The 22,590-nt window shown below is 38.6% G+C and carries 25 protein-coding genes and 4 pseudogenes; 3 read left to right on the top strand and 26 right to left on the bottom strand.

All coding sequences use genetic code 11. From position 1 onward, the window contains the following. Positions 1-22 precede the first annotated feature (22 nt). The 7 genes and pseudogenes from ACFX4X_RS11025 to ACFX4X_RS10995 all read right to left on the bottom strand — a co-directional run bounded on the left by ACFX4X_RS11025 (position 23) and on the right by ACFX4X_RS10995 (position 4,218). Positions 23-358, bottom strand: a complete 336-nt coding sequence (locus ACFX4X_RS11025; protein ID WP_377383407.1) for a hypothetical protein — start codon at positions 356-358, stop codon at positions 23-25. A gap of 217 nt (positions 359-575) precedes the next feature. Beyond that, positions 576-980 (bottom strand): annotated as a pseudogene (locus tag ACFX4X_RS11020) (ATP-binding cassette domain-containing protein); the annotation flags it as partial. Positions 981-1,151: 171 nt separating this feature from the next. Then, positions 1,152-1,496: a DUF1048 domain-containing protein gene (locus ACFX4X_RS11015; protein WP_061463003.1), complete on the bottom strand. Its 345-nt coding sequence runs from the start codon at positions 1,494-1,496 to the stop codon at positions 1,152-1,154. A gap of 17 nt (positions 1,497-1,513) precedes the next feature. Continuing rightward, a complete protein-coding gene (locus ACFX4X_RS11010) occupies positions 1,514-1,891 on the bottom strand; it encodes a DUF1048 domain-containing protein (RefSeq protein ID WP_377383405.1) in 378 nt (125 codons plus the stop codon). A gap of 1 nt (position 1,892) precedes the next feature. Beyond that, on the bottom strand, positions 1,893-2,216 hold the full coding sequence (locus tag ACFX4X_RS11005; protein WP_089363852.1) for a PadR family transcriptional regulator: 324 nt from the start codon (positions 2,214-2,216) through the stop codon (positions 1,893-1,895). 294 nt (positions 2,217-2,510) lie between these two features. After that, positions 2,511-3,083, bottom strand: coding sequence for a recombinase family protein (locus ACFX4X_RS11000; protein WP_377383424.1), 573 nt, complete (start codon positions 3,081-3,083; stop codon positions 2,511-2,513). 880 nt (positions 3,084-3,963) lie between these two features. After that, positions 3,964-4,218 (bottom strand): hypothetical protein, encoded by a 255-nt coding sequence (locus tag ACFX4X_RS10995; RefSeq protein WP_377383403.1) that lies wholly within the window; start codon positions 4,216-4,218, stop codon positions 3,964-3,966. Between the two features lie 205 nt (positions 4,219-4,423). Here ACFX4X_RS10995 and ACFX4X_RS10990 point away from each other — a divergent pair, with 205 nt between their 5' ends. Further along, a complete protein-coding gene (locus ACFX4X_RS10990; RefSeq protein ID WP_377383401.1) occupies positions 4,424-4,546 on the top strand; it encodes a DUF3898 domain-containing protein in 123 nt (40 codons plus the stop codon). Between the two features lie 607 nt (positions 4,547-5,153). Here the strand turns inward: ACFX4X_RS10990 and ACFX4X_RS10980 are convergent. The 3 genes from ACFX4X_RS10980 to ACFX4X_RS10970 form a co-directional block, all read right to left on the bottom strand. Next, positions 5,154-6,743, bottom strand: coding sequence for a phosphodiester glycosidase family protein (locus ACFX4X_RS10980; RefSeq protein ID WP_377383399.1), 1,590 nt, complete (start codon positions 6,741-6,743; stop codon positions 5,154-5,156). 278 nt (positions 6,744-7,021) lie between these two features. Next, positions 7,022-7,993, bottom strand: coding sequence for a peptidoglycan-binding protein (locus ACFX4X_RS10975; RefSeq protein WP_445744649.1), 972 nt, complete (start codon positions 7,991-7,993; stop codon positions 7,022-7,024). A gap of 112 nt (positions 7,994-8,105) precedes the next feature. Beyond that, positions 8,106-8,315: a hypothetical protein gene (locus ACFX4X_RS10970; RefSeq protein ID WP_377383396.1), complete on the bottom strand. Its 210-nt coding sequence runs from the start codon at positions 8,313-8,315 to the stop codon at positions 8,106-8,108. 209 nt (positions 8,316-8,524) lie between these two features. On the opposite strand from ACFX4X_RS10970, the gene ACFX4X_RS10965 reads away from it, so the two are divergent. Next, positions 8,525-8,770, top strand: coding sequence for a hypothetical protein (locus tag ACFX4X_RS10965; protein WP_377383395.1), 246 nt, complete (start codon positions 8,525-8,527; stop codon positions 8,768-8,770). A gap of 358 nt (positions 8,771-9,128) precedes the next feature. Here the strand turns inward: ACFX4X_RS10965 and ACFX4X_RS10960 are convergent, their stop codons facing one another. From ACFX4X_RS10960 to ACFX4X_RS10910, 11 genes and pseudogenes are all read right to left on the bottom strand, one after another. Next, positions 9,129-9,320, bottom strand: a complete 192-nt coding sequence (locus ACFX4X_RS10960) for an MBL fold metallo-hydrolase (protein ID WP_377383393.1) — start codon at positions 9,318-9,320, stop codon at positions 9,129-9,131. Positions 9,321-10,082: 762 nt separating this feature from the next. Then, positions 10,083-10,382, bottom strand: a complete 300-nt coding sequence (locus ACFX4X_RS10955) for a contact-dependent growth inhibition system immunity protein (RefSeq protein ID WP_377383391.1) — start codon at positions 10,380-10,382, stop codon at positions 10,083-10,085. Between the two features lie 17 nt (positions 10,383-10,399). Beyond that, entirely contained in the window at positions 10,400-11,176 is a 777-nt protein-coding gene (locus ACFX4X_RS10950) for an RNase A-like domain-containing protein (RefSeq protein WP_377383390.1), read from the bottom strand. Positions 11,177-11,563: 387 nt separating this feature from the next. Then, positions 11,564-12,019, bottom strand: a complete 456-nt coding sequence (locus ACFX4X_RS10945) for a DUF600 domain-containing protein (protein WP_377383388.1) — start codon at positions 12,017-12,019, stop codon at positions 11,564-11,566. Positions 12,020-12,040: 21 nt separating this feature from the next. Beyond that, positions 12,041-12,901 carry a DNA/RNA non-specific endonuclease gene (locus ACFX4X_RS10940; protein WP_377383386.1) on the bottom strand — a complete coding sequence of 287 codons (861 nt, stop codon included), beginning with the start codon at positions 12,899-12,901 and terminating at the stop codon, positions 12,041-12,043. 600 nt (positions 12,902-13,501) lie between these two features. Beyond that, the gene (locus ACFX4X_RS10935) at positions 13,502-13,969 is read right to left on the bottom strand and encodes a DUF6985 domain-containing protein (RefSeq protein WP_098936517.1); all 468 of its coding nucleotides are present in this window, start codon (positions 13,967-13,969) and stop codon (positions 13,502-13,504) included. After that, complete coding sequence (locus ACFX4X_RS10930) at positions 13,966-14,661, bottom strand: HNH endonuclease (protein WP_377383422.1); 696 nt, start codon at positions 14,659-14,661, stop codon at positions 13,966-13,968. Before ACFX4X_RS10930 ends, ACFX4X_RS10935 begins: the two co-directional genes overlap by 4 nt. A 471-nt stretch (positions 14,662-15,132) precedes the next feature. After that, positions 15,133-16,086: pseudogene (locus ACFX4X_RS10925) on the bottom strand (ribonuclease YeeF family protein); the annotation flags it as partial. After that, positions 16,083-16,373 carry a YwqI/YxiC family protein gene (locus ACFX4X_RS10920; protein ID WP_377383384.1) on the bottom strand — a complete coding sequence of 97 codons (291 nt, stop codon included), beginning with the start codon at positions 16,371-16,373 and terminating at the stop codon, positions 16,083-16,085. The gene ACFX4X_RS10920 and the pseudogene ACFX4X_RS10925, both read right to left, overlap by 4 nt. After that, positions 16,373-16,801 (bottom strand): YwqH-like family protein, encoded by a 429-nt coding sequence (locus ACFX4X_RS10915; RefSeq protein ID WP_125161473.1) that lies wholly within the window; start codon positions 16,799-16,801, stop codon positions 16,373-16,375. The genes ACFX4X_RS10920 and ACFX4X_RS10915 overlap by 1 nt, the downstream gene beginning before the upstream one ends. 238 nt (positions 16,802-17,039) lie before the next feature. Next, positions 17,040-17,288 carry a hypothetical protein gene (locus ACFX4X_RS10910; RefSeq protein WP_284470849.1) on the bottom strand — a complete coding sequence of 83 codons (249 nt, stop codon included), beginning with the start codon at positions 17,286-17,288 and terminating at the stop codon, positions 17,040-17,042. Positions 17,289-17,698: 410 nt separating this feature from the next. Here ACFX4X_RS10910 and ACFX4X_RS10905 point away from each other — a divergent pair, with 410 nt between their 5' ends. Next, positions 17,699-18,109 (top strand): hypothetical protein, encoded by a 411-nt coding sequence (locus ACFX4X_RS10905; protein ID WP_061463072.1) that lies wholly within the window; start codon positions 17,699-17,701, stop codon positions 18,107-18,109. A gap of 149 nt (positions 18,110-18,258) precedes the next feature. On the opposite strand, the gene ACFX4X_RS10900 is transcribed toward ACFX4X_RS10905, so the two are convergent. From ACFX4X_RS10900 to ACFX4X_RS10880, 5 genes and pseudogenes are all read right to left on the bottom strand, one after another. Beyond that, complete coding sequence (locus ACFX4X_RS10900; protein WP_284470850.1) at positions 18,259-18,552, bottom strand: hypothetical protein; 294 nt, start codon at positions 18,550-18,552, stop codon at positions 18,259-18,261. Positions 18,553-18,912: 360 nt separating this feature from the next. Beyond that, positions 18,913-19,825, bottom strand: a pseudogene (locus tag ACFX4X_RS10895) (serine hydrolase domain-containing protein). Between the two features lie 145 nt (positions 19,826-19,970). Continuing rightward, entirely contained in the window at positions 19,971-20,801 is an 831-nt protein-coding gene (nadE, locus tag ACFX4X_RS10890) for an ammonia-dependent NAD(+) synthetase (protein ID WP_284470852.1), read from the bottom strand. A 34-nt stretch (positions 20,802-20,835) separates the two neighbouring features. Beyond that, positions 20,836-22,305, bottom strand: a complete 1,470-nt coding sequence (locus ACFX4X_RS10885; protein WP_377383382.1) for a nicotinate phosphoribosyltransferase — start codon at positions 22,303-22,305, stop codon at positions 20,836-20,838. 61 nt (positions 22,306-22,366) lie between these two features. Then, positions 22,367-22,513: pseudogene (locus ACFX4X_RS10880) on the bottom strand (isochorismatase family protein); the annotation flags it as partial. Positions 22,514-22,590: the final 77 nt, after the last annotated feature.

Genomic DNA, 22,590 nt, shown 5'->3' with positions numbered 1-22,590 from the left:
TATGAAGTAAACACAGCGATACTTAATGGATTTCATCAATTATTTTTTGACGAGTTAGCAGCCAGCCTTGTCCAGCAAATAGGAGGATTGAAAGAACAATAAAGCCAACACTTACCATTGTAATGGTTTGCACGTCAAAATATAATGCTCCCTTAGAATAATCAATCATCGCTAAGGGATACGTTAATGTGCAACCAACAATACTACCTGCTACGATGCTATATGTTATAAAGAGAAGAATTTGTGCAACGATAAGCTTGACTAACTGATTCGGTGTCAATCCAATTAGGCCTGTATTGCGTAAGCATGTCTTTTTGAATAAATGTAATGCATTAATGATTGAAATACTCCAAGACAAGTTGCAACTATTAAAATGAGAAGCACCCCAGCAAACAGTCCCAAACGCTGATGAAAGATCCTATCGGCCTCTTCTAAACTTGTTTTAAAACTACTTATGGTAAGCTCGGGATACATCTTTTTTAATTCCTCCAAAGCGAACATCGTTTTCTCTTCATCACTAGTCTGAACAAATAGCTCATCTAATACTAAGCTCCTCTCAAAAGGCAGATGAACGGATAAGTAGCCACCCTGCGGTCTGCAGCGTCTGTCAGGCCCAAGCGTCTAAGCAAATCTTCCGCTACCAGACGCGGATTGTCGAGGTATCGTAATTTGGCAATCAAGATTAGATTTTCCCGTCCGGTCGATATTTCGTCCGCGGCGGCAAATTGTCTGGTCAGACTGATCGCCTGCCGTACGTTTTCTGGCTTTAACGCGACATCGAATCCGTTTACGGTGGTGGTTCCGCTGTCTTGTTTGAGCAGCGTGGCCAGGATTTTTACAACCGCGGACTTGCCCGCCCCGTTGCAGCCGAGCAGTGCGAAAATACTGCCCTCTTCCACCTCGAAATCTACGCCTTTTAGAACTTGAAGCTGCTTGTAGGATTTCTGCAACCCAGTCACTTGAATGGATTTATTATTCATTCTAATCCCTCCTATATATAAAGCTGAAGGCGCGTGCTCACAGCACAGTAGCGCCTGCAACTGGGTTTGTCTATATAGACTGACAGATAATCAGTTATACAGCTTACTTGTTAAAAAATATAACTGAACAGCTTGTTTTCAAAAAAGCTATTCAGTTGGGTTGTTCAACGCTTATTTTTTCTTACCCACTCGATTCAGAATGCTTTTGTTCAAATTATTGCGTAACTTATCATCCCATCTTTTCGCTTGGTCGATAAGTCCATTGGCGAATGCTGTCACGTCTTCACCTGTCACTTCCAATACGTCTTTGCCATCTGCCGCACCATCTTCAAACAAATCAATGAGATCATACTGGATTCTCAGCATATCCATGCCGCTTCCAGAGGCAAAACCCCACATATAGTTGCAGATTTTTTTATAGGCTTCTGGGTAGTTGCCTGGCAAAGCTTCCACACGCGCCATCATTTCTTTGTATTCTTTTTTGTCGTCAAGTATCTTTTTGATGAAATTTACCATGATATTTAACCTCCTACTTATTTTTTATTCGTCCATATTTTTACTTGCTCTTCAACTCTACTCTCAATTTCTTTTTTCAAATCTACTTGCCCTCCTAATATACTCGCCGATTCTCCGTCTAGTTTTGAGAGAGCCATCAATTCATCGGCAAATGCCGCCACGTCTTCACCGGTAACATCTAGCACATGCTTGCCTTCTGCTGCACTAGCTTCAAACAGTTCATACAACTTGATGATTTCTTCACCAAATCCATATCCGAAATTCCACATGTACTTTTGAATCTTTTTGAACACAAATGCGTAATCTTTCGGTAGGGAATTTACTTTTTTCATAAATGCTTTGTATTCCTTCTTGCTTTCTAAATCGCCAATGATTAGCTCTATAAATTTCTTCATATTATTTCTCCCCCTTTAGGGTATTAATTTTTGATGAAACAAAATTCCATTTTCCCCAAAATTGTTCGAGTTCCTCGTGTCCTGCATTATTTAATGAATAAAATTTGCGAGGAGGACCCATTTCAGAACGCTTTTTCTCGAAATTCACTAATTCTTTCTTTTCCAGTCGCACCAAAATGGTGTAGACCGTACCCTCAACAACCTCTGTAAAGCCCATTTCATTGAGACGACGGGTAATCTCGTAGCCGTAAGTATCTCCCCGGCTGATAATTTCCAGCACACAACCTTCCAACACACCTTTGAGCATTTCTGTTAAATTTTCCACAGCATACACCTCCTAAGCTAATAAGTTATACAGGTATTCAGTATTAATGAGTACTGGTATAATGTAATACTATGTAGCGAAGGTGTCAAGTGTGCATTAAAAAAATTATAAATTTAAAAAGACACAAAAGGATTTGCTGTAAATGCGGAATAAGAAAAAGAAAACCAAAATAAAGTATGGATTTCGGTTTATCATTTTTATAAACGATTTAACTTTATTTAAATCGGTACATCTTTTTTTTATAAGGTACGACTTTATTTTAAAACTACAACAATGCTACAAGAAAAAAGACGATTAGCTATTGCTAGTCGTCTCTTTCACTTTAGCATAAATAGTGGAACGTGGGACACCTGTCATTTTGGCTATATCATTAACGCTTAAACCGTTAGATTCTCTTTCATCATACAGCTTTAAAGCCTTCTTAACGTCCTTTTCGTCCTTCCCTTTCCTACCCATATGTTTCCCCTGTGCCTTGGCACGTTCCCTTCCTTCTGCCGTTCTATCTTTAATTAGATCACGTTCAAACTCAGCAATAGCCCCCAGCATAGTAAACATTAGCTTTCCTGATGGTGTACTAAAATCAATCTGTTCTTTGATGAATACTAAAGCTATTCCCCCTTCTTCTAGTTCCTTAGCAATCTTTTGTAGGTCAAAAGTGGATCGTGCTAATCTATCCAACTTGTAAACAACCAGCTTGTCACCTTCCCTTAAATAGTCCAACGCCTTAGCAAGTTCTTTCCTGTCAGATTTAGCACCACTTTGTTTTTCCATGAATATCTTCTCGCAACCATACTCTTTTAACTTCTCTTCCTGTAAAGCCAAGTCCTGATCTTTAGTTGAAACACGTCCATATCCAATAATAGCCATTATGTGAAACTGAAGTTTAGCTTCCACATACATATTCGTTATGATTTCCTGTTGTCTGGACAAATTCCGAAGGTCTAATAGCTGAATTCCTCTAATTTTATGAGGTTCACCTTTGTAATACAGCACACACAACTGGTACGCATCGATAGCGTCTGTTTTTACCTTCCGTAAACTGGACTTCTTTGGCTGATATAAAATAATCGGATTTAGTAAGATATATAGAATAGCATGGTAATGCCCTGTAGATTTTAAAATGACCATAGGCATCTGCCCTGTCACTTTCTTTTAAAGAGTCTAAAAAATGATCTAATTCCTCTTTGATGTGCTTCATTGAAAAGCTCTTCCCATACGGTTTAGAATGATCTAAAACCTGAACTTGACTCTCTCCTTTTTGCCACATCCAGACCAGCAACTGGATTCATTGTTTTTTTCCCTCCTTTACTTACTAACCAGTACCCCTAGTCCTCCATGCAGTGTCATAGCTTCGCTTGTTATACGAGATCTACGTCCCAACTAGCCTCAAACATGTTTCTAAAGTAGTGGGTGGACAGTTTAGTTCACGAGATCAAGCGCGCACCCGTACGTCCTATCCTGGCTACTGATATAATAGATTCTATTAAAAAAGGTCAACAAACCTTTGATATGTACTACGCTACATTCAATTTCATTTGAATCGACAAGTCTTGAATAAAATGACAAAAGGTAATCTAATCGGATCACCAGCTAGAAATTCACTAAGATAATGTTCCGCTTCCTTCTTAACATTCCTGTATTAGTAAAATTGATAAAACCACCAATCTTAATGACTGGTGGTTTTTGTGTATTTATAAAAAAGACAAAGTATTTTAGTTCAAAAATACTTTGTCCCCCAATTAATATCCTAGATTGAACGACGGATGAACACGGCAACTCCAGTTCGCCCGAAGTCAAGGTTCAATACTTGTACAAATCTATTTCCAAGTAAACAACGTACAGCAGCTCTGTAGGAATCACCAGGATCTAAATTGTTAGCACAAGGAGCAGCACTTCCAATCACTGTAGCTTGTACAATTGTACGCTGAGCTAAAGGTATTAACGTAGCTCTTTCCCAAAGAATCGTAACTACATCAACAGATCTAGAACCAGAACAAGACATATAATTCACCTCTTTTCATTGTTAATATATTTAATGCAAATTCAGACAGCTTGGTTCATTCTTTTGTCATGAAAAAAAAAAAAGGCACTTTATTATCTGATTATTCAAGAAAAATTCTAGCAACTTATTCAAAAGGAAACGAGCGACAAAAGGGAAATCCAGGAACACTTTGAAATCCACCAAGTCGTCGAAGGCACTGCCCAGATTGTCGAGCAATACATCTGAAGCCGAGCCGCAAATGAAACTTGGCAGTACATCTGTCAAAGGACTTCTAGTCGATTTCGGCGATAGTATCCATTTAGGCAAGATTAACGAGAAGGATTATTAATGATTGAAGCCGATACGATTCCGTCGATAAAGGTGTTTCGCCGATTGAATTTTACAGGCCGGATAATTTTATGGAAATTGTGGAGCGGATCAGTAGGAAGGGGTTGGTTAATTAGGATTTTTTGAGGGACTTGTGATTATTGTTGTAATTATAAGAACTGTGCCATTTAAACGTTCGTGATCGTTTGTGTGATCAAAATTATGCTCTAAAACATGTTAATACGGGCTTCCTTAAATCTAAATACACTTAAAATATTAAATCAAAAAGACAGAGAGCTTATCTTTGCTACCTGTCTTTTCGTTTATGACTAAACATTAAGTTAAAATACACATCCTGTACGTCATAGTCGATTTCTATGGAATTATCCGTAAGCTGCATCCCTTAATTCACTTTTGAAACACTAAAAATCACACCAGCATCTTGATTGTATCGTTTTCACTATAAGGAGTCTCATTTTCTTCTTCATGGTAACTAATAATTTCACCTTCTGCCTAAGAAATATTAATACTACTAAACGTGAATATTCCTACTAATTAGACCAATAATAGTGAAACTGAAAACGATTTTTGAACACTTTAAATTGATCTATCTCCTTTACGTCCATCTTTTATTCTACTAACAATATTCCGTCGGCAATCGGGCGTTCACCTGCTGCATCAGATGGTCTTGTGACTCGATCATCCCCAACTGTCATGGTAGTCGATCCGCCGCCATCAAGATTGATAGCATCGACGGCACCTAATGACTTCATGACTTTCGCACTTTCTTCAAAATTAGCCCCTACACTCCATCCGGGTGCGCGTCCATCGATCGTGACAAATAATAGATTGCCATTTTCCTTGATTCCAGCAAGTGTTCTAGGGTTACGACGTTCCCCAAAACGATAATAAAACCCAGGATCTTCTTCCCAGTGAAAGCCTTCCTCTACGGTGTTAATGGAAACTTCTCCATTTTCCAACAATCGAGGACCTCCGTTAATCATGCTTGTGGTTTGGTCTAATTTTAATAGCTTTCCATCCCCGATGATTTCACTCTTCACCTGAATCTTCATCCCTTGTTGAGCATGGTCATGAAGCCACTCTGCTGCTTCCCCCGTTCCTGTAAGAATAGAACCACTGCTTGGAATGTCTCCCCCACGCTGGTTATGAATTTCCACCACTTCTCCGGCATGATTTACTACCACTTCCGCACCGTCGCCCGATTCTGTCTTTTCTCCAAATATGGAAGTATATTGGATAAATTCACTTTCATCCTTACAAGTAAAATCATGTTTCGGCCGTTCTGTTGTCATATCTCCTCCAACACCGCCACAATTGCGGATTAATCCTGGCTTCCGATTTAATCCATCCACTTCCCTAACCGCTCCATCAGATGAAGTAGCCTGAATTGACGTGGAAACAGATGCAATTTTTGCCTTATCATCATCATCAGAAGATAAAATCAGAGCTGAACGGCCATTAATCGCTTCACTGACAAGTTGACCATTGCTGGCGAATATACCGGCAAGATCGCCTGATGTACCATCATTCTCTCCTACAACAAAGTATCCGGCATTAACTCCTGCAATGGCAACATTTCTGTCAGCCATTTGGGTCAATGTTTCTTTTCCTATCACTGCATCATTTGCTAATTCTGGCACCACATGCCCTTGAAATCGTTCCTGATCCACTTCTAGGACGTTTACTACCCATGGTCCTGTTGTTTTCTCTCCGTCCTCTCCCGTATACACATTCCTTAGACCCGTATATCCCTTAGCCGATAACTGTTTTCTCATTTCCGTTGCATCCGCTTCCAGCTGATATTGGCCGATGCGAACAATGTATCCAAGTGGTCCTTTTTCCAGATCATCCATGGCCCGATCCGGTTCCCGAATGATACGAGCATTTCTGAAACCATCTCTCTTTAAATTTCCCAACAATTTCTTTGCCTGTTTCTGTGTTTCTACAAATGTCACATCCACTGTGTAAAAGTCTTTAGAAGATGTTTCACCACGAATGATTTTGGTATACATCACTCCTGGTGCTGGATTCATAGAAGTTCTTTTCTCTTGCAAATTAGGCATTCCAAGCGGAAGCACATGATTTTTCATATGCACTTGTGATTGAACTGGAGTTTCTGGAATGGCATTTACAATCATCACAGCAGTTAGACTAATAGAGGCGATAGGTAAAAAAGGCTTTTTCCACATTTCCATCATTTTTTTCCTCCAATAAAGTTATTTCCTCCTTTAACTTTATTGTCTAAATATGATGGAAAATTAAATGGACTATTATATTTCAATCAATTTTAAGTGAATGAAAATGAGCATATATACTCGATAAATATTACAATTCACATTTGTAAAAGGACTAATTTTCTTATACTTCGATTCTTAAACGATTGGGATATCTACTTTTTAAAATACTGCTACTATAAAAATCATTTTTCATTCAAACAAAAAAAGCCCTCATATTTTAAGGCTTTTTACTAAGCTAATCATCCAAATAATTTCGCAAAGGTATTTTCACCGGCAATACCGTCAGCTGATATTCCCTTGGCCCTTTGAAATGCCTTCACCGCTATCTCCGTTCCGTTTCCAAAGATACCATCTATACCATGTGGATTATGTCCTTCTAAATAAAGTGCAGCTTGAAGGATATAGGTGATATTCCCTTTCGCCCCTTTCCTAACATTAGGTGAAGCCGCTTTTGTTTGGGGTCCACATATTCCATCCACATTAATCTTTGCACCATATTGTTTATTCAATTCGGTTTGAAAACCCTTTATCAGTGCTTTTTTAGTATTAGGTCCATAATAACCATCCACATCTATTTTTGCATTATACCGGTTATTTAATGTCCTTTGAATGGACTTGATAGTCTGAGTGCCAGTATCCTTTGTAGGCGTATTTTTTACAATGACATCCGATTCGACTTGTGTTGCTGGTGGAGGGGTTCCATTCACTTTTGATATCAGTTTAGGCCTTGTTCCCGCTTTTAACTGAGAATAAGTTAGGCCACCCGTCATATCCAAGTGCGGATAATCTTTAAAGCTTGACCAATCCCCGCCCCAAGCAAAGCCCAAGGATTTACCAATGGCCGCTACCCGTTTCCATTTTGCATCAATTGTCCAAATGGCATTCTTTCCATCATCGCTAACTATGAAATAATCAATGGCTAGTCCATAGTTATGGTAAGATTGACCTGGTATCGCATTCGTCACTCTCGGTTTCGATAAATCACTATAGTTTTTTCCATCATAGATATAACCTAGGCGACCTTGACCATATAGCTTTGCTTGCTCTTCCATAGACCGATAACCTGCGCTGATTTGCACAAAAATACCTTCTTGGTATGCCTGTTTGACCATTTCCAATGCTGACTCTTTAACGACTGGATGAATTCCGCTTCCCATATTCTTTTCCGAACGATCAAATAAAGTTTCTAATTTAACAGTCAATTTAATCACCTCCTAATATGTTATGGTGCTTATTAGGAAATGCTTGTACACCTACCTTGACGTTCCAAAAAATCCAGTGAAATACAAGAAGCGCACCCCAATGGATTGCGCTTCTTTTCTATTATGAAGGCCTATTTTGATCTTCTTTACCGTTACCTATAACTCTAATCAATTCATCAAGCTTTTCATTTCTTTCCTGATCTGCTTTTGTCTTGGCATTGATGAATTTTATCACCTTAATTACAAAGTAAATGCTTAAAAAAAGAAGTCCCAGATAAGATAAAATCGGTATGATTGCAAATAGCCCGATTAAACTGCCGGCTTGGCTCATAAACAATTCCTCCTTTATGTAAAATATAGTATTATTATACATTAAAGACAGGATAAGAAGGAAACGGACACAAAAATCACCCAGCTATCAACATACTTCGCCAATCAATATTACCAGCTTTCAATTATTTTATTCGTAGTGTCCATATTTTCGCCTTCCAATCCTCTCCATCATAAAATGGAGCTATTAAAGCTGAAAGGGGAATGCAAATGAACGAAGGTAGAGATCCATTCGTTTCTTCACTCGCTTCTAATTTAAACATGCGGCTCACTCGTTTAGCAGAAGAAAGGGATATCCCACTGGAAAGATTGCTGGATACATCAGTCGAATTGTTACTAGAATATATGGAAGACAATGAATTGATCAATGACCATGTTAAGTTTAACAATGTTGAGGCCATAAATAAAAATAATGAAATCATTCAGCAAAGCAGGAAAATCCTAGAGAAAGATTAGCTCTAAAACACTCGGCCCTTACGGTTGGGTGTTTTTTCATCTGCTTATGACTTTCATCAGTTTTTTAACTACCGTGTGTCTCCACTGACAACTTTACCATGAACTGGTACTCAATTAATAAAGGGCAGCCACTAGGACTGCCCCTGTATAACAACTGCCTTACAGTTTAATGATGCTTTTTCTTGCATTTTTTACATTTACAACGCTTTCTGGGCACCCATACTTTACTGGGGTCATTATTCTCAAAACATTTTTCTACATAACAACAATATATTTCCATCCTAACACCCTCCTTACTATTGTATATGCATGGACTTATTGAAGGTGTGGACAAGTTGCTAAAAGTTTAGAAGGGGATTCATTTTCCATGGTTCTGTACAATCTCTAATGCAAGTGGGAGCAAACTGAAATCTCCCCAAGTTTTATGACCTGGAATAACGATTTTCGCTTCCTTATATACATTCATTAAATTCTTCATCGTATTTGGCCACGCTCCCATGTTAGCTTCATCAATGATCTCGGAATTCTTTTGTTCCAGCGCGAAAATCATATCTCCAAATAATAAATTATACTTTGGAAGTATGGGCTTCTCCTGGGAATTATGTTTCGATTTTCATATTTCCAACTCTTAAAGTTGTTGGTCCTCCTGCGAGGGAAACTTGTTCCACACTTATCCATTTAGGAATCTCTTTTTTACCTATTTCTTCACCTTTATTTTTAAATATGGTTTTTCCTGATCTCGCTATGTCTGTTAGTAGCTTGGACTTTCTGGACCTGCTTTTGAGCTAATTCCTTACTGTAAGGAATTAACTTTGTACCACTTGTTACTTTTTTCCAAACCACCTTGCCTGAAGTAAATCTATATGATTTTAAGTCATTACGGACTATTATCTTAGGAATCCGATATAGCTTAAGATGATACATATTCATATCAACAATGAAAAGACCTTTTGCGTTAAGGTCATACAAAAGAATAAGCTCTTCTTGTCTTCCATTATTCCTTACTGGCAGGTGATGAATTTAGGTTCACTTGTTACTATGTTTGCGATTTTCGTCATCATTGCGCCCCTGTTGATCTGCAGATTCAAAGTGCCGTCATCAGCCTGTTCTGGCGCTTTTCCTCAGTAAGCTGGTTTCCGAACATATCTTTGCCGGTGACTGCTTCGCCGAGGCCGTTGGCTGCAAGGAGTCCGTATATCCCGTATTCGGTTTTCTGAAGGAGGCTATAGTCCTTCAGTCACTATAATAAAAGGACCTTAACAACATACGTTAAGGTCCTTTTATTTTCCAGCCAAGATTTTTAAAAAAAATACTATTTTGATTTAACAGCTTCTCTTATTTGTTCTACGACATTATTAAGCCACTGTATAGGAGTTAATCCAATTGCGGGAAAATAAATTTCAGCATTAGTTTGAATATAGTTTTCCTTTTCTTGTTTTGTTCTATTACTAGTTAGAAATTCGTCACAATACTTTATTGTAAAAAGCAAACATTCTTTATTAGCTTCGTTTATAAACTCAGCTAATGCTTGTTCAGGCGAACTAATATCCTGGTGGAATGTTCCACCTAAAAAATCTTCTAACTCTTCTAAGTAATCATACCTTTCGTCCATTTAAATTCCTCGCTTCATTATTTTTCTGGATATCCTGTTAGAATAAAATTACCGTTTGAATCCTTTTTAAGTACAATTTTTGCATTTGTAACATTCTCTACAACTTCGGAGTTTCTTGATACACTTCTACCAATTATCTCTCCATCACCCTTGTATCTTAATGGTAATGTAGGTCGACTATTAGGTTCTGAAAGCCACTTTTGTATTTTCTCAATATTTTTGGGATTTTTTAAGACTGTAAAAGCAACTTTCTCAGCTGTAGGCCTATCTATAAAAGTAGAAGAACCAGTAATTCTTGGATTATTTCTTATCCTTTCTAATAATTCTTCATCAGTTTTCCCAACATGTCTTTCAATCAAATGCCCACCTCTTGACTCATGTACAGCCAGACCACCACCAGGTGCAAGAGAACTCTTATCTCCTGGTTTAACATTATCTATACCATTAGGAATACTCTCCCCTGAAACACCCTCTACTTTGCTATCCTTCACCGTAAATTTCTGATAGGCTTCCTTAATTGTCTGCTTTTCCATCATAACTTGGGGAAGGGTTGGTCCTCCTGCAAGGGAAACTTGTTCCAAACTTATCCGTTTAGGCATTTCTTTTTTGCCTAGTTCTTCACCTATATTTTTTAACGTGGTTTTTCCTGATCTCGCTATGTCTGTTATTGTAGCTTGAACCTTCTGAACCTGCTTTTGCGCAAATTCCTTGCTGTAAGGGATGAACTTTGTACCACTTGTTACTTTATCGGCGACCTTCGCCGCACCAGCCACACCGCCGATTACAAGTGCCATCAACAGCCCATTCTGGCGCTGTTCCTCAGTAAGCTGGTTTCCGAACATATCTTTGCCGGCGGCTGCTTCCTCGTTACAGATAATAACAATTTAACACTTGGGGGTATTAAAAAAATTATAGTGCTCTTTTAATTTTTAACGCTAAAAAGCACTCGTTGCCTTTAGTAGACAATCAAGCGCTTTAGGTTCATTTTCTAAATAAATCATTAAGTTTCATGTTTTAATGTTGACAGTATGACATCTATGAGGGGTCCTATCTATTAAAATGTTATCCCGCCCTATTTTCGTTCTTATTACCTAATATTAAAATTACATTGACACACCTTGAAGGTACAACCTTAATGAGTCATGAATTCAAATTAGAGCGTATCTTCGAGTGTAAACAATTTAAAGGTTGTTATTTTTTAACTCCTCAAACCACTCATTAGCAATATGATGGGCCGTTTTAATATTGTCATTAGTATATACTAAATCATACTTGTATTCAGCTTTGAAGTTCCCACTCTTAACATCATATATTAATTTCATCTCAGTGGGCATATCTCTTTCATATTCTTTGCACAATACTTTTATTTTTTCAGTATTTTCATTGATAATATCAAGTACCATAAACCCTCGTTCTGTAGACATATCGTATCTTTCTTCCCCATTTTCCAATGCATCATTCAATTTATGAGACTTTACATATTTATTGTTAATCAAATAAAAGAAACTGCTCGAAATAATTCCTTCTTCACATGAAGCATAAACATATACTTTATCAGCTCTATCTTCAACATATTCCATACATATGGATATCATATCTGCTTGCAATTCACTAAATATATCTTCAAATTCTCTCATACTACTTTTTCACTCCTTTGATTAATTTTTAAGATTTGCAGAACCAAACTCACCATCGATAGTGTATCTGACTATAAATTTCTCTGGACGCATATCGTTCCCAGAGTAAATTATATTTACATCAACTGATACTTTTTTGGGAGGTGTTTCTTTTAGAGCTGCAGCCCATAGTTCTTCAAGTTTCTTATATTGCTTCAAATTAACATCAGATAATTGCGAAACTAAATTATCAATTTTAGGTGAGCCTCCAAACCTATCACCTGCCAAATGCCCTGCATGGTCTTGACCTTTTACTTTACCAGGTGTGTTTTTGCTGTGTGACAATCTATCTGTTCTCGTTGTTAATTTTAAATTTTCTGTTTCAAATTTTACAATCCTACCTACATTATCTGTTTCATAAAAGTAATCATACTCTCCTGTTTTATATCTAATATCAGGCTTTAACCTATTTTTTCTTCCGTTTGTAAACTGTAGTCTGTTGTCCACTAATGTTTTAACTTCACTTACTTCAGTCCTACCTTTACCCGTACCCTTAGAAATACTCTCCCCTGAAACAGCCTCTACTTTGCTATCCTTCACCGTGAATTTCTGATAGGCTTCCTTAATTGTCTGTTTTTCCATTACAATTTGGGGAAGGTTTGGTCCTCCTGCGATGGAAACTTGTTCCACACTTATTCGTTTAGGTATTTCTTTTTTACCTAGTTCGTCACCTATATTTTTTAACGTGGTTTTTCCTGATCTCGCTATGTCTGTTATTGTAGCTTGAACCTTCTGAACCTGCTTTTGCGCAAATTCCTTGCTGTAAGGGATGAACTTTGTACCACTTGCTACTTTATCGGCGACCTTCGCCGCACCTGCCACACCGCCGATTCCGAGTGCCATCAACAGGCCGTTCTGGCGCTGTTCCGCTGTTCCTCGGTTAGCTGGTTGCCGAACATGTCTTTGCCTGTGGCCGCTTCGCCTAGGCGGCTGCGGTTAAGCCGTACAGATCGCACTTGGTTTCATGGCAGATAAATCATTGGATTAATATCCCATTTTACATTACCCTAAAACCATTATTAAAGATAGTTTCCTTTTTTTCTCTACTCATACACTGTCACAGTCATTACAGTCTATATACACGACAATAAAAATTTAACTCTAGTGTATTATGCTCTTTTAATTTTTAACGCTATAACGCTAAAAAGCACTCGTTGCCTTTAGTTGACAATCAAGCGCTTTAAGTTCATTTGTTTTTAAGTAACATTAAATTTGTAAGTTTCATAGTAACAGTATGACAACTTTTATATGTCGTGACAAATACTACGTTAAAACTTACGAATTTGTACGAGTTCGTTAGTTTAATATACAATTCATGTGTTTATATTCATCGCCCAGTAAAATGTCATATCACCTAAGCTCATACTTCTTTTTCTATCTATCATTGTCGTAATACTCTTTGATGGTACAACCATCATGAGTCTTTACTTTTTACAGCCGATTTTATATTGCAACGTCCTGGTAACCTACTTCAATTATTTTTTCATTTAATAGACGAAGCCCTAATCCATTTTCTATATCCCATGTACAATTAAATGTAATTCCAATATCTCGCCCCTCAAAAATATCCGCATAAGGAACAACAATTCCATCTAAAGTTATCATTTCTAGTATTTGATTTGTTGTTTCAACTAATGGATAATTTTCATTTAATCCAATATCATAACCTAGTTCATGTCGCTTTTGTTTGTAATAGTCTAAAATTGATTGCAATAAACTTAGCTGTAAATCCTCCCATTTTTGCATTAATGCTTGATATGCCATATACTGCTCTTCATCAAACTTTCCATCTTCTTCACCATCTACCATCAAAGATATCTCTTTTTCTTTACCAAAAAAATGAATAGTGGTATCCTTAGCCCAACCATACTCATACTCAAGTTCACCAAAAATTGGGTCGTTTATAGTCATTTTAAGATCTCCTCTTTTTGTTTATTAGCAAACCCTCCAGGTATAAAAGCTCCTGCATTTATTTCTCCTACACCACCCAGATGTCCGAATTCACTATTTATTTTTGTTGGCACAAGTTGCATTGTTTTAACATCATTTAATTCATGCCATGTTAATTTATTATTTTCTCGATATTTCTTTATATCTCTTGCACTAATTTTACCAGACTCCATCCCAAATTGGCTTGCTAATTCAGGTGAATTATTAAGTTGATCAGCTAATTTTTGGTCTGATTGAACAAAATTAGCTCGTCTGGCTTTCCCTCCATAAGTTCCTTTTCCTCCAAACATATAGTTGATTTCAACTTGTGCTTTTGCTGTCGGTGAAAAATCAGGAACAGCATTTTTATATTGGATGCCATCAATCCCAACTTCATCTAAAATTTGTTTTAATTGACGGTCCGGTGGCGGCTTAAGTATTCCCTTAGATTCACCCCTTATTCCCTCAAATTCAACCTTTGAATTCTCTAATGCAGGTGTCTGATTAAGCCTCGCTTCATACGAACTAGCAAATTCAGTTTGTCTAAAGGCAGGTGGAACTTCAGCACCCCTATTATTCGTCCCCTTAGGAACACTCTCCCCTGAAACAGCCTCTACTTTGCTATCCTTCACAGTGAATTTCTGATAGGCTTCCTTAATTGTCTGTTTTTCCATTACAATTTGGGGAAGGGTTGGTCCTCCTGCAAGGGAAACTTGTTCCAAACTTATCCGTTTAGGCATTTCTTTTTTGCCTAGTTCTTCACCTATATTTTTTAACGTGGTTTTTCCTGATTTCGCTATGTCTGTTATTGTAGCTTGAACCTTCTGAACCTGCTTTTGCGCAAATTCCTTGCTGTAAGGGATGAACTTTGTACCACTTGTTACTTTATCGGCGACCTTCGCCGCACCAGCCACACCGCCGATTCCGAGTGCCATCAATAGTCCGTTCTGGCGCTGTTCCTCGGTTAGCTGGTTGCCGAACATGTCTTTGCCTGTGGCCGCTTCACCAAGGCCGTTGGCTGCGAGGAGTCCGTATATTCCGTATTCGGTTTTCTGAAGGAGGCTAAAGCCTTTTGTCGTTTTATAAGCATCGAGCGTGTGGTTCGCTGCGTTGAGTCCTTTGGCCGTTTTGTATAGGGCGCTTCCGCCTTTGATGGCCCGGCCGGCCCAGCCGACGACGGGGATGAATCCAGCGGCGGCCATGGCGCCGGCGGCGATTCGTTCGGCTTCGGACAGCTTGCGGCCCGTTACTGGATCGAATCCGGTTGAGGCCCTGATAGAATCATAATATCCCGTGAATTCCCCTGTAAAGGTTTTTGTCGTATCCCAGGCTTTTTCATACCATGGGCGGTTTTCGAGTTCTTCCATTTCACGTTCGATTTCCTTAGCTTCGGCTTGTTGCTTTTTGAAGGTCTGATAGTCTTTCATCTGACCGGCTACTTCATCCTTCACTTGATAAACGTCACTATTCTTAAATGCCGATTGGTTGAATGTCATAGGCGAAACCTTGCCGTCCTGTTTGGTGGCATCAAGCAAGGCGCGGAAAAGGCCAACGGCCACGTTTTCCTGTCCGACGGACAAATCATATTCCTCGACCAATTGCCGGTCGACATTCTCGACCTTTGTCACGGTGTCATCCAGCCTATGTCCTGACAGCGTGATTTTTTCATTAAAGTCTTTTTGGTCGAACATATCAAGAGATAGGATATCACCAATGCTGTCGAGGATCCTTTGGAGATCGCTCGCTTGCTCATCGACAAGCGACTTCGCTTGGTTGATGCCATTCGAAACTTCCCCATCTAAAAAGGGAACCTCGACCACCGTATTTCCGGAGAGGTCCGCCTCTTCCAGACTGGCCGGAATGCCTTCCAAAAAACTGATTTGGGTAGTGAATAGTTCCATCCAGGCGTCCGCCACTTCGATTTGTGCTTCATAGAAGCTTTTGATGGCCGCCGCGCCGGCTCCTTGAAACTCGTGATCAAGGCCGACGATCCCCTGAAATTCCTTTTTCAGCGCAGCAACTTCCTTCTTTAGTTCTTCATATTGCTTGGCTCGCGACTTGGTTGCGGCCGTCAATGTCTCGGCTTCATATATTTTCATTTCACAGGATACCCCTGTGAAGACGTATGGGCGATGGCTTCATCCTGCTCTTTTAATAAGTCAATGTTAGCACGGGTATCTTCCACATTTTGCTGGACGATCTTGATATATTGCTCAAAGACCTTCTCCAAATTCGTTTCGCGATCGATCCATTTCGAGGTGAATTCCAATTTATTGTTGCCAAGCTCGCCTGCCGGCAGATTTCCAAGCTTGACTGTACCAAGAGCCGTCTTCACCTGATCAACTTGTTTCGTTACGGCAGGATGATTCAGTTTGATTGTCGTCATTAAATCAACCGCCTTTTTAAATCTGATATTTTACTTTCCAGTTGCTCAAATGCCTCTTCACCTTTGCTTAAAAGGTTATCGGCTTCTTGGGCTATATTCCCCGCTATATTCAGGAGGGTATTCTCGGCACTTAGCTTTGTAATCATCGCCTCAATCTTCCATTGGTAATCGTCATAATCGTCATGAATGATGCTAAACATGACATTATAGGCATCATGACGGGCTTCCTGAAAATGATCCGAGCGCTTCCCGGTCCAACTACCACCTAGCTCTGGGTCTTTTATTTTCCTAATCTCGTTAAGACACATACTCTGTTCTTTTATGATATCGTTTTTCGCTTTTTCTAAACGTTCAATTTTCGCATTTAAATCAGCTTTTTTACTGGAGATAGCAGAGTGTATATTACTCAAAATATCTGCATATACCATGAAACTCACCTCAAGAATAGTATATTTATGCATTATCTGTCATATTTTTCTTATTTAATTATAAGGATTAAAGTCCGAGAGTTAAATAGGGAAAAATATGCTATTTTGTCAGTTAACAGAGAAGATTGGCATGATAAATATCATACATACCATATTCTTTATACCCTGGATTTTACCAATTTTAAACAAGTGAATAGATCGTCATATCCTTAGATCGTCCATAAGAATTTCAACCACTTCATTCAAACTGCCCTTTACCGTATCTTAACACCAAATCTTCCCGGACAAATTCCCTGCAAGTGGAAGATAGATGTGACCTTTGAGGATGTATCAAATCTCCAAATGGCAAATCCCCGACAAATTTAACTTCACCTTCAAAATTCTGTTCGGATTCAGCATCAAAACCGGATACTTTTACAAAGCAAGTATTATGACCGGTTTTCATATAATCGATTATTGTTAACACATGATTATGTACATCACTCATTCTTTTCCCTCCAACCTTGAAAACATTTAAGTATATTAAGGATTAAATCAAATCGTTTATCTAGGGGCATTAGAATATTAGAAATCAGGAACACCTACTTTAGAATCTCTTATTCTTAATTTTTCTATGTATTGAATATTATATGGTTAATCTATTCACAATATATTAACTATACCTTTATTTAGCTGCCGTTTCATGTCTTGATTTTCCAATTCATTCACTTATGATTTTTTATGTGTCCCAATAAATGCGAAAGAATAAACACTGACATAGTAGTGGATATTCACCCCTTAACGTGTTTATTATTTCATATTACTGCCATCTAAGGTCAGTCGTGCCCCCCAGAGGACCTGCCCACTTCTATATAGATTTATAACCTGCTATAATCTAAGGAATTGGAGGTGTGAAAAATGAAAGAATTCATCCAGATATTAGCGGAAATCGTCAATAATCTTCACGATTTCATCCTATTCTTTGTGAGCGATACATTAAATTCAAATGCAACGGACAAGGATTTGCATTTTTGGATAATGGGAATCATCGGTATCATCATCTTTTTGTTCGTGTTATTTTTATCTAATTTAATTTCCCGGATGCGTTTTGGGATTACGATACTTTCTTTCCTTTATACCTTTACTGTCATGGTTGTTTTAGTATTTGCAATTGAAATTCAGCAGGCCCTTACCAGCAGAGGGAATATGGAATTTCAAGATGCTGCTGTTGGCCTTTGGGGCTTCATCGTATTTTTCATGGTTTTTGCTGTAGTGTCATCCATATTCCTTTTAGTGAAGAATTTTTTCAAGCAATCAGAAAAAAGGTAACGACAGGTCACCTTGCTTAATTTATTCCTTATGGCCATTGGATTTATTATTGGCGGGAACGGGACACTCTCTGTGGCAACATCTTAAAATGGAAAGGGAAAGTTACAGAGAAGCCTTTTTCAGGCGAGGTAATGAACACATGCTATCAATTACTTCGGTTCACTTTCGTTAAAATCAATGCTAAACAGATTAAAAGAATCGTCTTCATTCAAACGGTCCTTATCATACCCGGATAATTCAGAACTATTTTCCCTGCGACGGCGATTTACTTCCCTTAATTCCGCTTCTAGAAATTCAGCTTGACCGTGGGAAAGCTTGATCGTGATTTCATTATTATTTTGATCATCTGCAGCTTTCAAGAGGACATAACTATCCGCTGCATTACGTAAAGTCACGTTGCTTAGTGTTAAGTTCATGTTTGCGAGTTCATATCTTGCCTTCATAACGTAAAAAGAACCTCCATCGGAAAATACCGGTTAAAATGGTGTATATTAAATATACTTTACTTCAAGATATCTAAATATACAAATTCTTTGTTTAGAAAAGCCTTGAAATCTAAAGAAATCTGCCCACTTAAAGAGCTTTCCGAGACAAGAAATGGAAAAGTAATGCGCCGTGTCATTAAAGCCCCTTTATTGAATATAGATCCGGTCAAGTTTCTTCCCTTGAAAATCCAGAAGTTCTGGAAACGATCAAGCATTTGAATGCGAATTCATCCCTTTCTTAAATAAAAACAGATTACCATGAATGAAGTCACATTGACTATAAACAGAACCCTTCACTATCGGAAAGGTTCCATTTGTTTATAATTCTTTCTCAATCGCGCAGGTAATATCGTATGGGCCCATGCTTTCATTTGAATTAATGACGGTTATCATTCGATTTGCCGGGTATACCGCAGAATTGAAACTTACACCCTGATCATAGCCCATTATATGACATTTAAAAATCCCGTCATTTTTTTTACTTATCCATATACCATACCCATAGAATTCCCCTCCATCTTCTCAGCCTTTGATGGGAAGGGAATAAATATTCGTTCTCCATGTTCCATTTTCTTCGTTTATGTACCCTAGCGCTGTGTTTTTAGGGAGCTTGTCCATGGAGAAGTAACCGGAATCTTTTCTACCACAAGGCAGAAAGATGTTATTGTCAATATATTCGGGAAATTCAAGCCCGGTTTGTTCCTCAACAATCAATCCCAATACAATATAGCCAGCATTATTATAATGAAATCTTTCCCCAGGTTCGAACATCATCACATCATCTTGAAACATGGGCAGAAAATCTTTTAATCTTTTTATATGGTACATCGGATTTTTCTGCCATAGCTCTTCAAAGTCCTCCATCACTTCTTCATCAAAGTAATCAGGAATACCCGAAGTGTGTGTTAAGAGGTGATGTATGGTTACATTTTGATGGAAATCCGGAAACTAAAAACTCGATCGGAAGACAGTCTTTAAGCTTAAAATCAAACCTAAGTGTCCCTTTTTGTACTAACTGGCAAATGGCTATCGCAGTAAACAGTTTACACCCAGAAGCAATTCCGAACCTTGTTTCAGTCGTATTCATTATTTCATCCAATCGATTGGAATAGCCATGTCATGAACTATATATTAGATCATCTCCCGTTTTCACACCGATTACACCGGAGAATTTAATTTCCTTGCTAGTTTCTTTAATAAGCCTGGATAGATCCAAATTGAGAGCCGATATTTGATTTTCACCTTTACTGGTAAAATATTTTTATTACTCATGTGTTAGCAAAGTGATATTCATTGGTCTTCCCAAAAACGCCCGCACCTTTAAAAGTGATGCGGGCGTTTAAATTTACTTGAACTTCTCGGCTTTACCCATTCTTTTATTTCCACCAAGTATCATAAACGTTAATGGCTTCATTACGTTTATGTTCTGTTTTAGTATACCATCCTTCGATGATTTCGGCAGCTTCCGTCCTGATTTCCTTTCCTTCAAGGTAATCATCGATTTCGTCGTAACTAACGCCTAAAGCCACTTCATCAGGAATTAATGGTTTGTCATCTTCTAAATCGGCCGTTGGAACCTTCGTATAAAGACGCTCAGGAGCACCGACGAATTTCAGGATTTCTTTTCCTTGCCTTTTATTTAATCGATATAATGGGATGATATCCGCTGCACCGTCACCATGTTTCGTAAAGAAACCTGTGATTGCTTCAGCCGCATGGTCCGTACCAAGCACGACACCTTTGTAAAGTCCGGCTAAATCATATTGTACCTTCATCCGCTCACGCGCTTTGACATTTCCCCTTAAGAAATGCGATAGTTTTTCAGAAACGGCTTCTTCCACAGCCTTTACTGATGCATCCACCGCTCCCTTGATGTTGACTGTAACAGTTTGGCTTGGCTTGATGAATTTTAAAGCCAACTGCCTGTCATCTTCATCAGCCTGTACTCCATATGGCAAGCTAACAGCAACAAACTTATAATCGCTGCCATTTTTTTCTTCATTCAATTCATTGACAGCGGTTTGGGCAATATACCCCGCCAGTGTTGAATCTTGACCTCCAGATATTCCAAGTACAAAACTTTTCAGAAACGTATTTTTCTTCAAATACCCTTTTAATAGATCAACACTTTTCCTGAATTCGACTTCAGGATCGATCGTTGGTTGGACAAGTAATTTTTTTACGATTTCTCTTTGTAATGGACGCATTGGCAAAGCCTCGCTTTCTGATAAAATAGATTGGTCATTTCGTTAGCATTCTCTCTACATTTGCTTTAATTTCATCTATATTCCTCATTTTATTATCCCAACAATCCTGGCTTAGATCTACCGGGTATTCTTCAGGATTAAGTGCACGAAGGTACTCAGGCCATAATACTTCGAGATTTTTTTTCGTGAAGGCCTTGATTTCATCAATGGTTGGTAATTCATAAATCAAGCTGCCTTCCTTGAAAATATCCACATGCAGATCAACGGCATCGAAATCCGTGACAAATTTACTCAGGAAGGTATGGACAGGATGAAACATTTTTAATTTTTCCTGTTCCTGAGGCTTTTCATATTCCATGGCCAAATAGTCGCCTTCAGCATGGTTGTTCACTTTATTGATGATTCGATATACTCGTTTTAAGCCAGGTGTCGTAACCTTTTCAGGGTTAGAAGAAATTTTGATGGTATCTCTCATATTCCCATCTTCTCCCTCTATTGAAACCATTTTATAAACAGCACCAAGCGCTGGCTGGTCATAAGCCGTAATCAATTTGGTTCCGATGCCCCAAATGTCAATTCTTGCTCCTTGTTGTTTCAGGTTGATGATCGTATATTCATCCAAGTCATTGGAAGCGACTATCTTCGCATCATGAAACCCTGCAGCATCGAGCATACGTCGTGCTTCTTTTGATAAGTAAGCTAAATCACCGCTGTCAAGACGGACGCCAATGAAATTGATTTTATCGCCCAGTTCCTTGGCAACACGGATTGCATTGGGGATGCCAGAACGCAATGTATCATAGGTATCAACCAAGAATACACAGTCTTTATGGGAAACAGCGTATTTATGAAAAGCCGTATATTCATCTTTATAAGCCTGGATCATGGAATGGGCATGCGTTCCTGAAACCGGAATCCCGAACAGCTTTCCAGCCCGTACATTACTAGTGGAATCAAAGCCAGCAATATAGGCCGCTCTCGCTCCCCAAATTGCAGCATCCATTTCTTGTGCCCGTCTTGAACCGAATTCAAGGGCAGATTCATCTCCAATAACTTGTTTTATGCGCGAGGCCTTTGTTGCCACGAGTGTGTGATAGTTCACAATGTTTAGCAACGCCGTTTCTATGAGTTGTGCCTCAGCAAGCGGTGCCTCCACCCGTAAAATCGGTTCATTGCCGAAGACAAGCTCTCCTTCTTTCATGCAGCGGATCGCTCCCGTGAAACGAATGTTTCGCAAATAATCTAAAAATTCTATATCATAGTGCAGATCATTTTTTAAATAGTCGATATCACTTTCCGAGAAGGAAAAGTTTTGAAGGTAATGGACAATTTTTTCAAGTCCCGCAAAAATCGCATATCCGCTGTTAAATGGAAGCTTTCTGAAAAATATTTCGAAAACTGCCTTTCGGTTATGTGTTTTGTCCTGCCAATAAGTTTGGGCCATATTGATTTGGTAAAGATCAGTGTGTAATGCGTAACTGTCGTCGTTGTACTTTTTTTCCATGGATAGTTCCTCCCAAAAGAGAAGCATTCGCTTCCCTTCTATTCTGTTGCGTTAATGAATATTATAAAATGGTTGCTCCTAGAGTTCCTTTAAAATGCCCAAGGGCCCAATGGTGACCGGCATCATTGAATGAGGCCACTGCATTTTCATATATAAAAATATTATATCCTAAATTATAAGCGTCGATTGCCGTATGCAGAATGCAAATATATGAATAGATAGTATATCCAAAAACCCACTTCGTGCCTGTCAGGGCAAGGTTTTTTCTAAGCTCATTATACAATT

This window comes from Peribacillus sp. YIM B13481 (genome assembly GCF_042787985.1).
Taxonomy (GTDB): Bacteria; Bacillota; Bacilli; order Bacillales; family DSM-1321; genus Peribacillus; species Peribacillus simplex_A.
The sequence above is the reverse complement of the archived record's forward strand: the minus strand, read 5'-3'. Positions and strand labels throughout refer to the sequence as shown.

What these genes read in the sequence shown, in the direction of transcription:
- ACFX4X_RS11015 (WP_061463003.1), bottom strand. Translation starts at nt 1,496, where the DNA reads ATGGTAAATTTCATCAAAAAGATACTTGACGACAAAAAAGAATACAAA.
- ACFX4X_RS11010 (WP_377383405.1), bottom strand. Translation starts at nt 1,891, where the DNA reads ATGAAGAAATTTATAGAGCTAATCATTGGCGATTTAGAAAGCAAGAAG.
- ACFX4X_RS11000 (WP_377383424.1), bottom strand. Translation starts at nt 3,083, where the DNA reads ATGGCTATTATTGGATATGGACGTGTTTCAACTAAAGATCAGGACTTG.
- ACFX4X_RS10995 (WP_377383403.1), bottom strand. Translation starts at nt 4,218, where the DNA reads ATGTCTTGTTCTGGTTCTAGATCTGTTGATGTAGTTACGATTCTTTGG.
- ACFX4X_RS10980 (WP_377383399.1), bottom strand. Translation starts at nt 6,743, where the DNA reads ATGATGGAAATGTGGAAAAAGCCTTTTTTACCTATCGCCTCTATTAGT.
- ACFX4X_RS10970 (WP_377383396.1), bottom strand. Translation starts at nt 8,315, where the DNA reads ATGAGCCAAGCCGGCAGTTTAATCGGGCTATTTGCAATCATACCGATT.
- ACFX4X_RS10965 (WP_377383395.1), top strand. Translation starts at nt 8,525, where the DNA reads ATGAACGAAGGTAGAGATCCATTCGTTTCTTCACTCGCTTCTAATTTA.
- ACFX4X_RS10960 (WP_377383393.1), bottom strand. Translation starts at nt 9,320, where the DNA reads ATGATTTTCGCGCTGGAACAAAAGAATTCCGAGATCATTGATGAAGCT.
- ACFX4X_RS10955 (WP_377383391.1), bottom strand. Translation starts at nt 10,382, where the DNA reads ATGGACGAAAGGTATGATTACTTAGAAGAGTTAGAAGATTTTTTAGGT.
- ACFX4X_RS10950 (WP_377383390.1), bottom strand. Translation starts at nt 11,176, where the DNA reads ATGGCACTTGTAATCGGCGGTGTGGCTGGTGCGGCGAAGGTCGCCGAT.
- ACFX4X_RS10945 (WP_377383388.1), bottom strand. Translation starts at nt 12,019, where the DNA reads ATGAGAGAATTTGAAGATATATTTAGTGAATTGCAAGCAGATATGATA.
- ACFX4X_RS10940 (WP_377383386.1), bottom strand. Translation starts at nt 12,901, where the DNA reads ATGGCACTCGGAATCGGCGGTGTGGCAGGTGCGGCGAAGGTCGCCGAT.
- ACFX4X_RS10935 (WP_098936517.1), bottom strand. Translation starts at nt 13,969, where the DNA reads ATGACTATAAACGACCCAATTTTTGGTGAACTTGAGTATGAGTATGGT.
- ACFX4X_RS10930 (WP_377383422.1), bottom strand. Translation starts at nt 14,661, where the DNA reads ATGGAAAAACAGACAATTAAGGAAGCCTATCAGAAATTCACTGTGAAG.
- ACFX4X_RS10920 (WP_377383384.1), bottom strand. Translation starts at nt 16,373, where the DNA reads ATGACGACAATCAAACTGAATCATCCTGCCGTAACGAAACAAGTTGAT.
- ACFX4X_RS10915 (WP_125161473.1), bottom strand. Translation starts at nt 16,801, where the DNA reads ATGGTATATGCAGATATTTTGAGTAATATACACTCTGCTATCTCCAGT.
- ACFX4X_RS10910 (WP_284470849.1), bottom strand. Translation starts at nt 17,288, where the DNA reads ATGAGTGATGTACATAATCATGTGTTAACAATAATCGATTATATGAAA.
- ACFX4X_RS10905 (WP_061463072.1), top strand. Translation starts at nt 17,699, where the DNA reads ATGAAAGAATTCATCCAGATATTAGCGGAAATCGTCAATAATCTTCAC.
- ACFX4X_RS10900 (WP_284470850.1), bottom strand. Translation starts at nt 18,552, where the DNA reads ATGAAGGCAAGATATGAACTCGCAAACATGAACTTAACACTAAGCAAC.
- nadE (WP_284470852.1), bottom strand. Translation starts at nt 20,801, where the DNA reads ATGCGTCCATTACAAAGAGAAATCGTAAAAAAATTACTTGTCCAACCA.
- ACFX4X_RS10885 (WP_377383382.1), bottom strand. Translation starts at nt 22,305, where the DNA reads ATGGAAAAAAAGTACAACGACGACAGTTACGCATTACACACTGATCTT.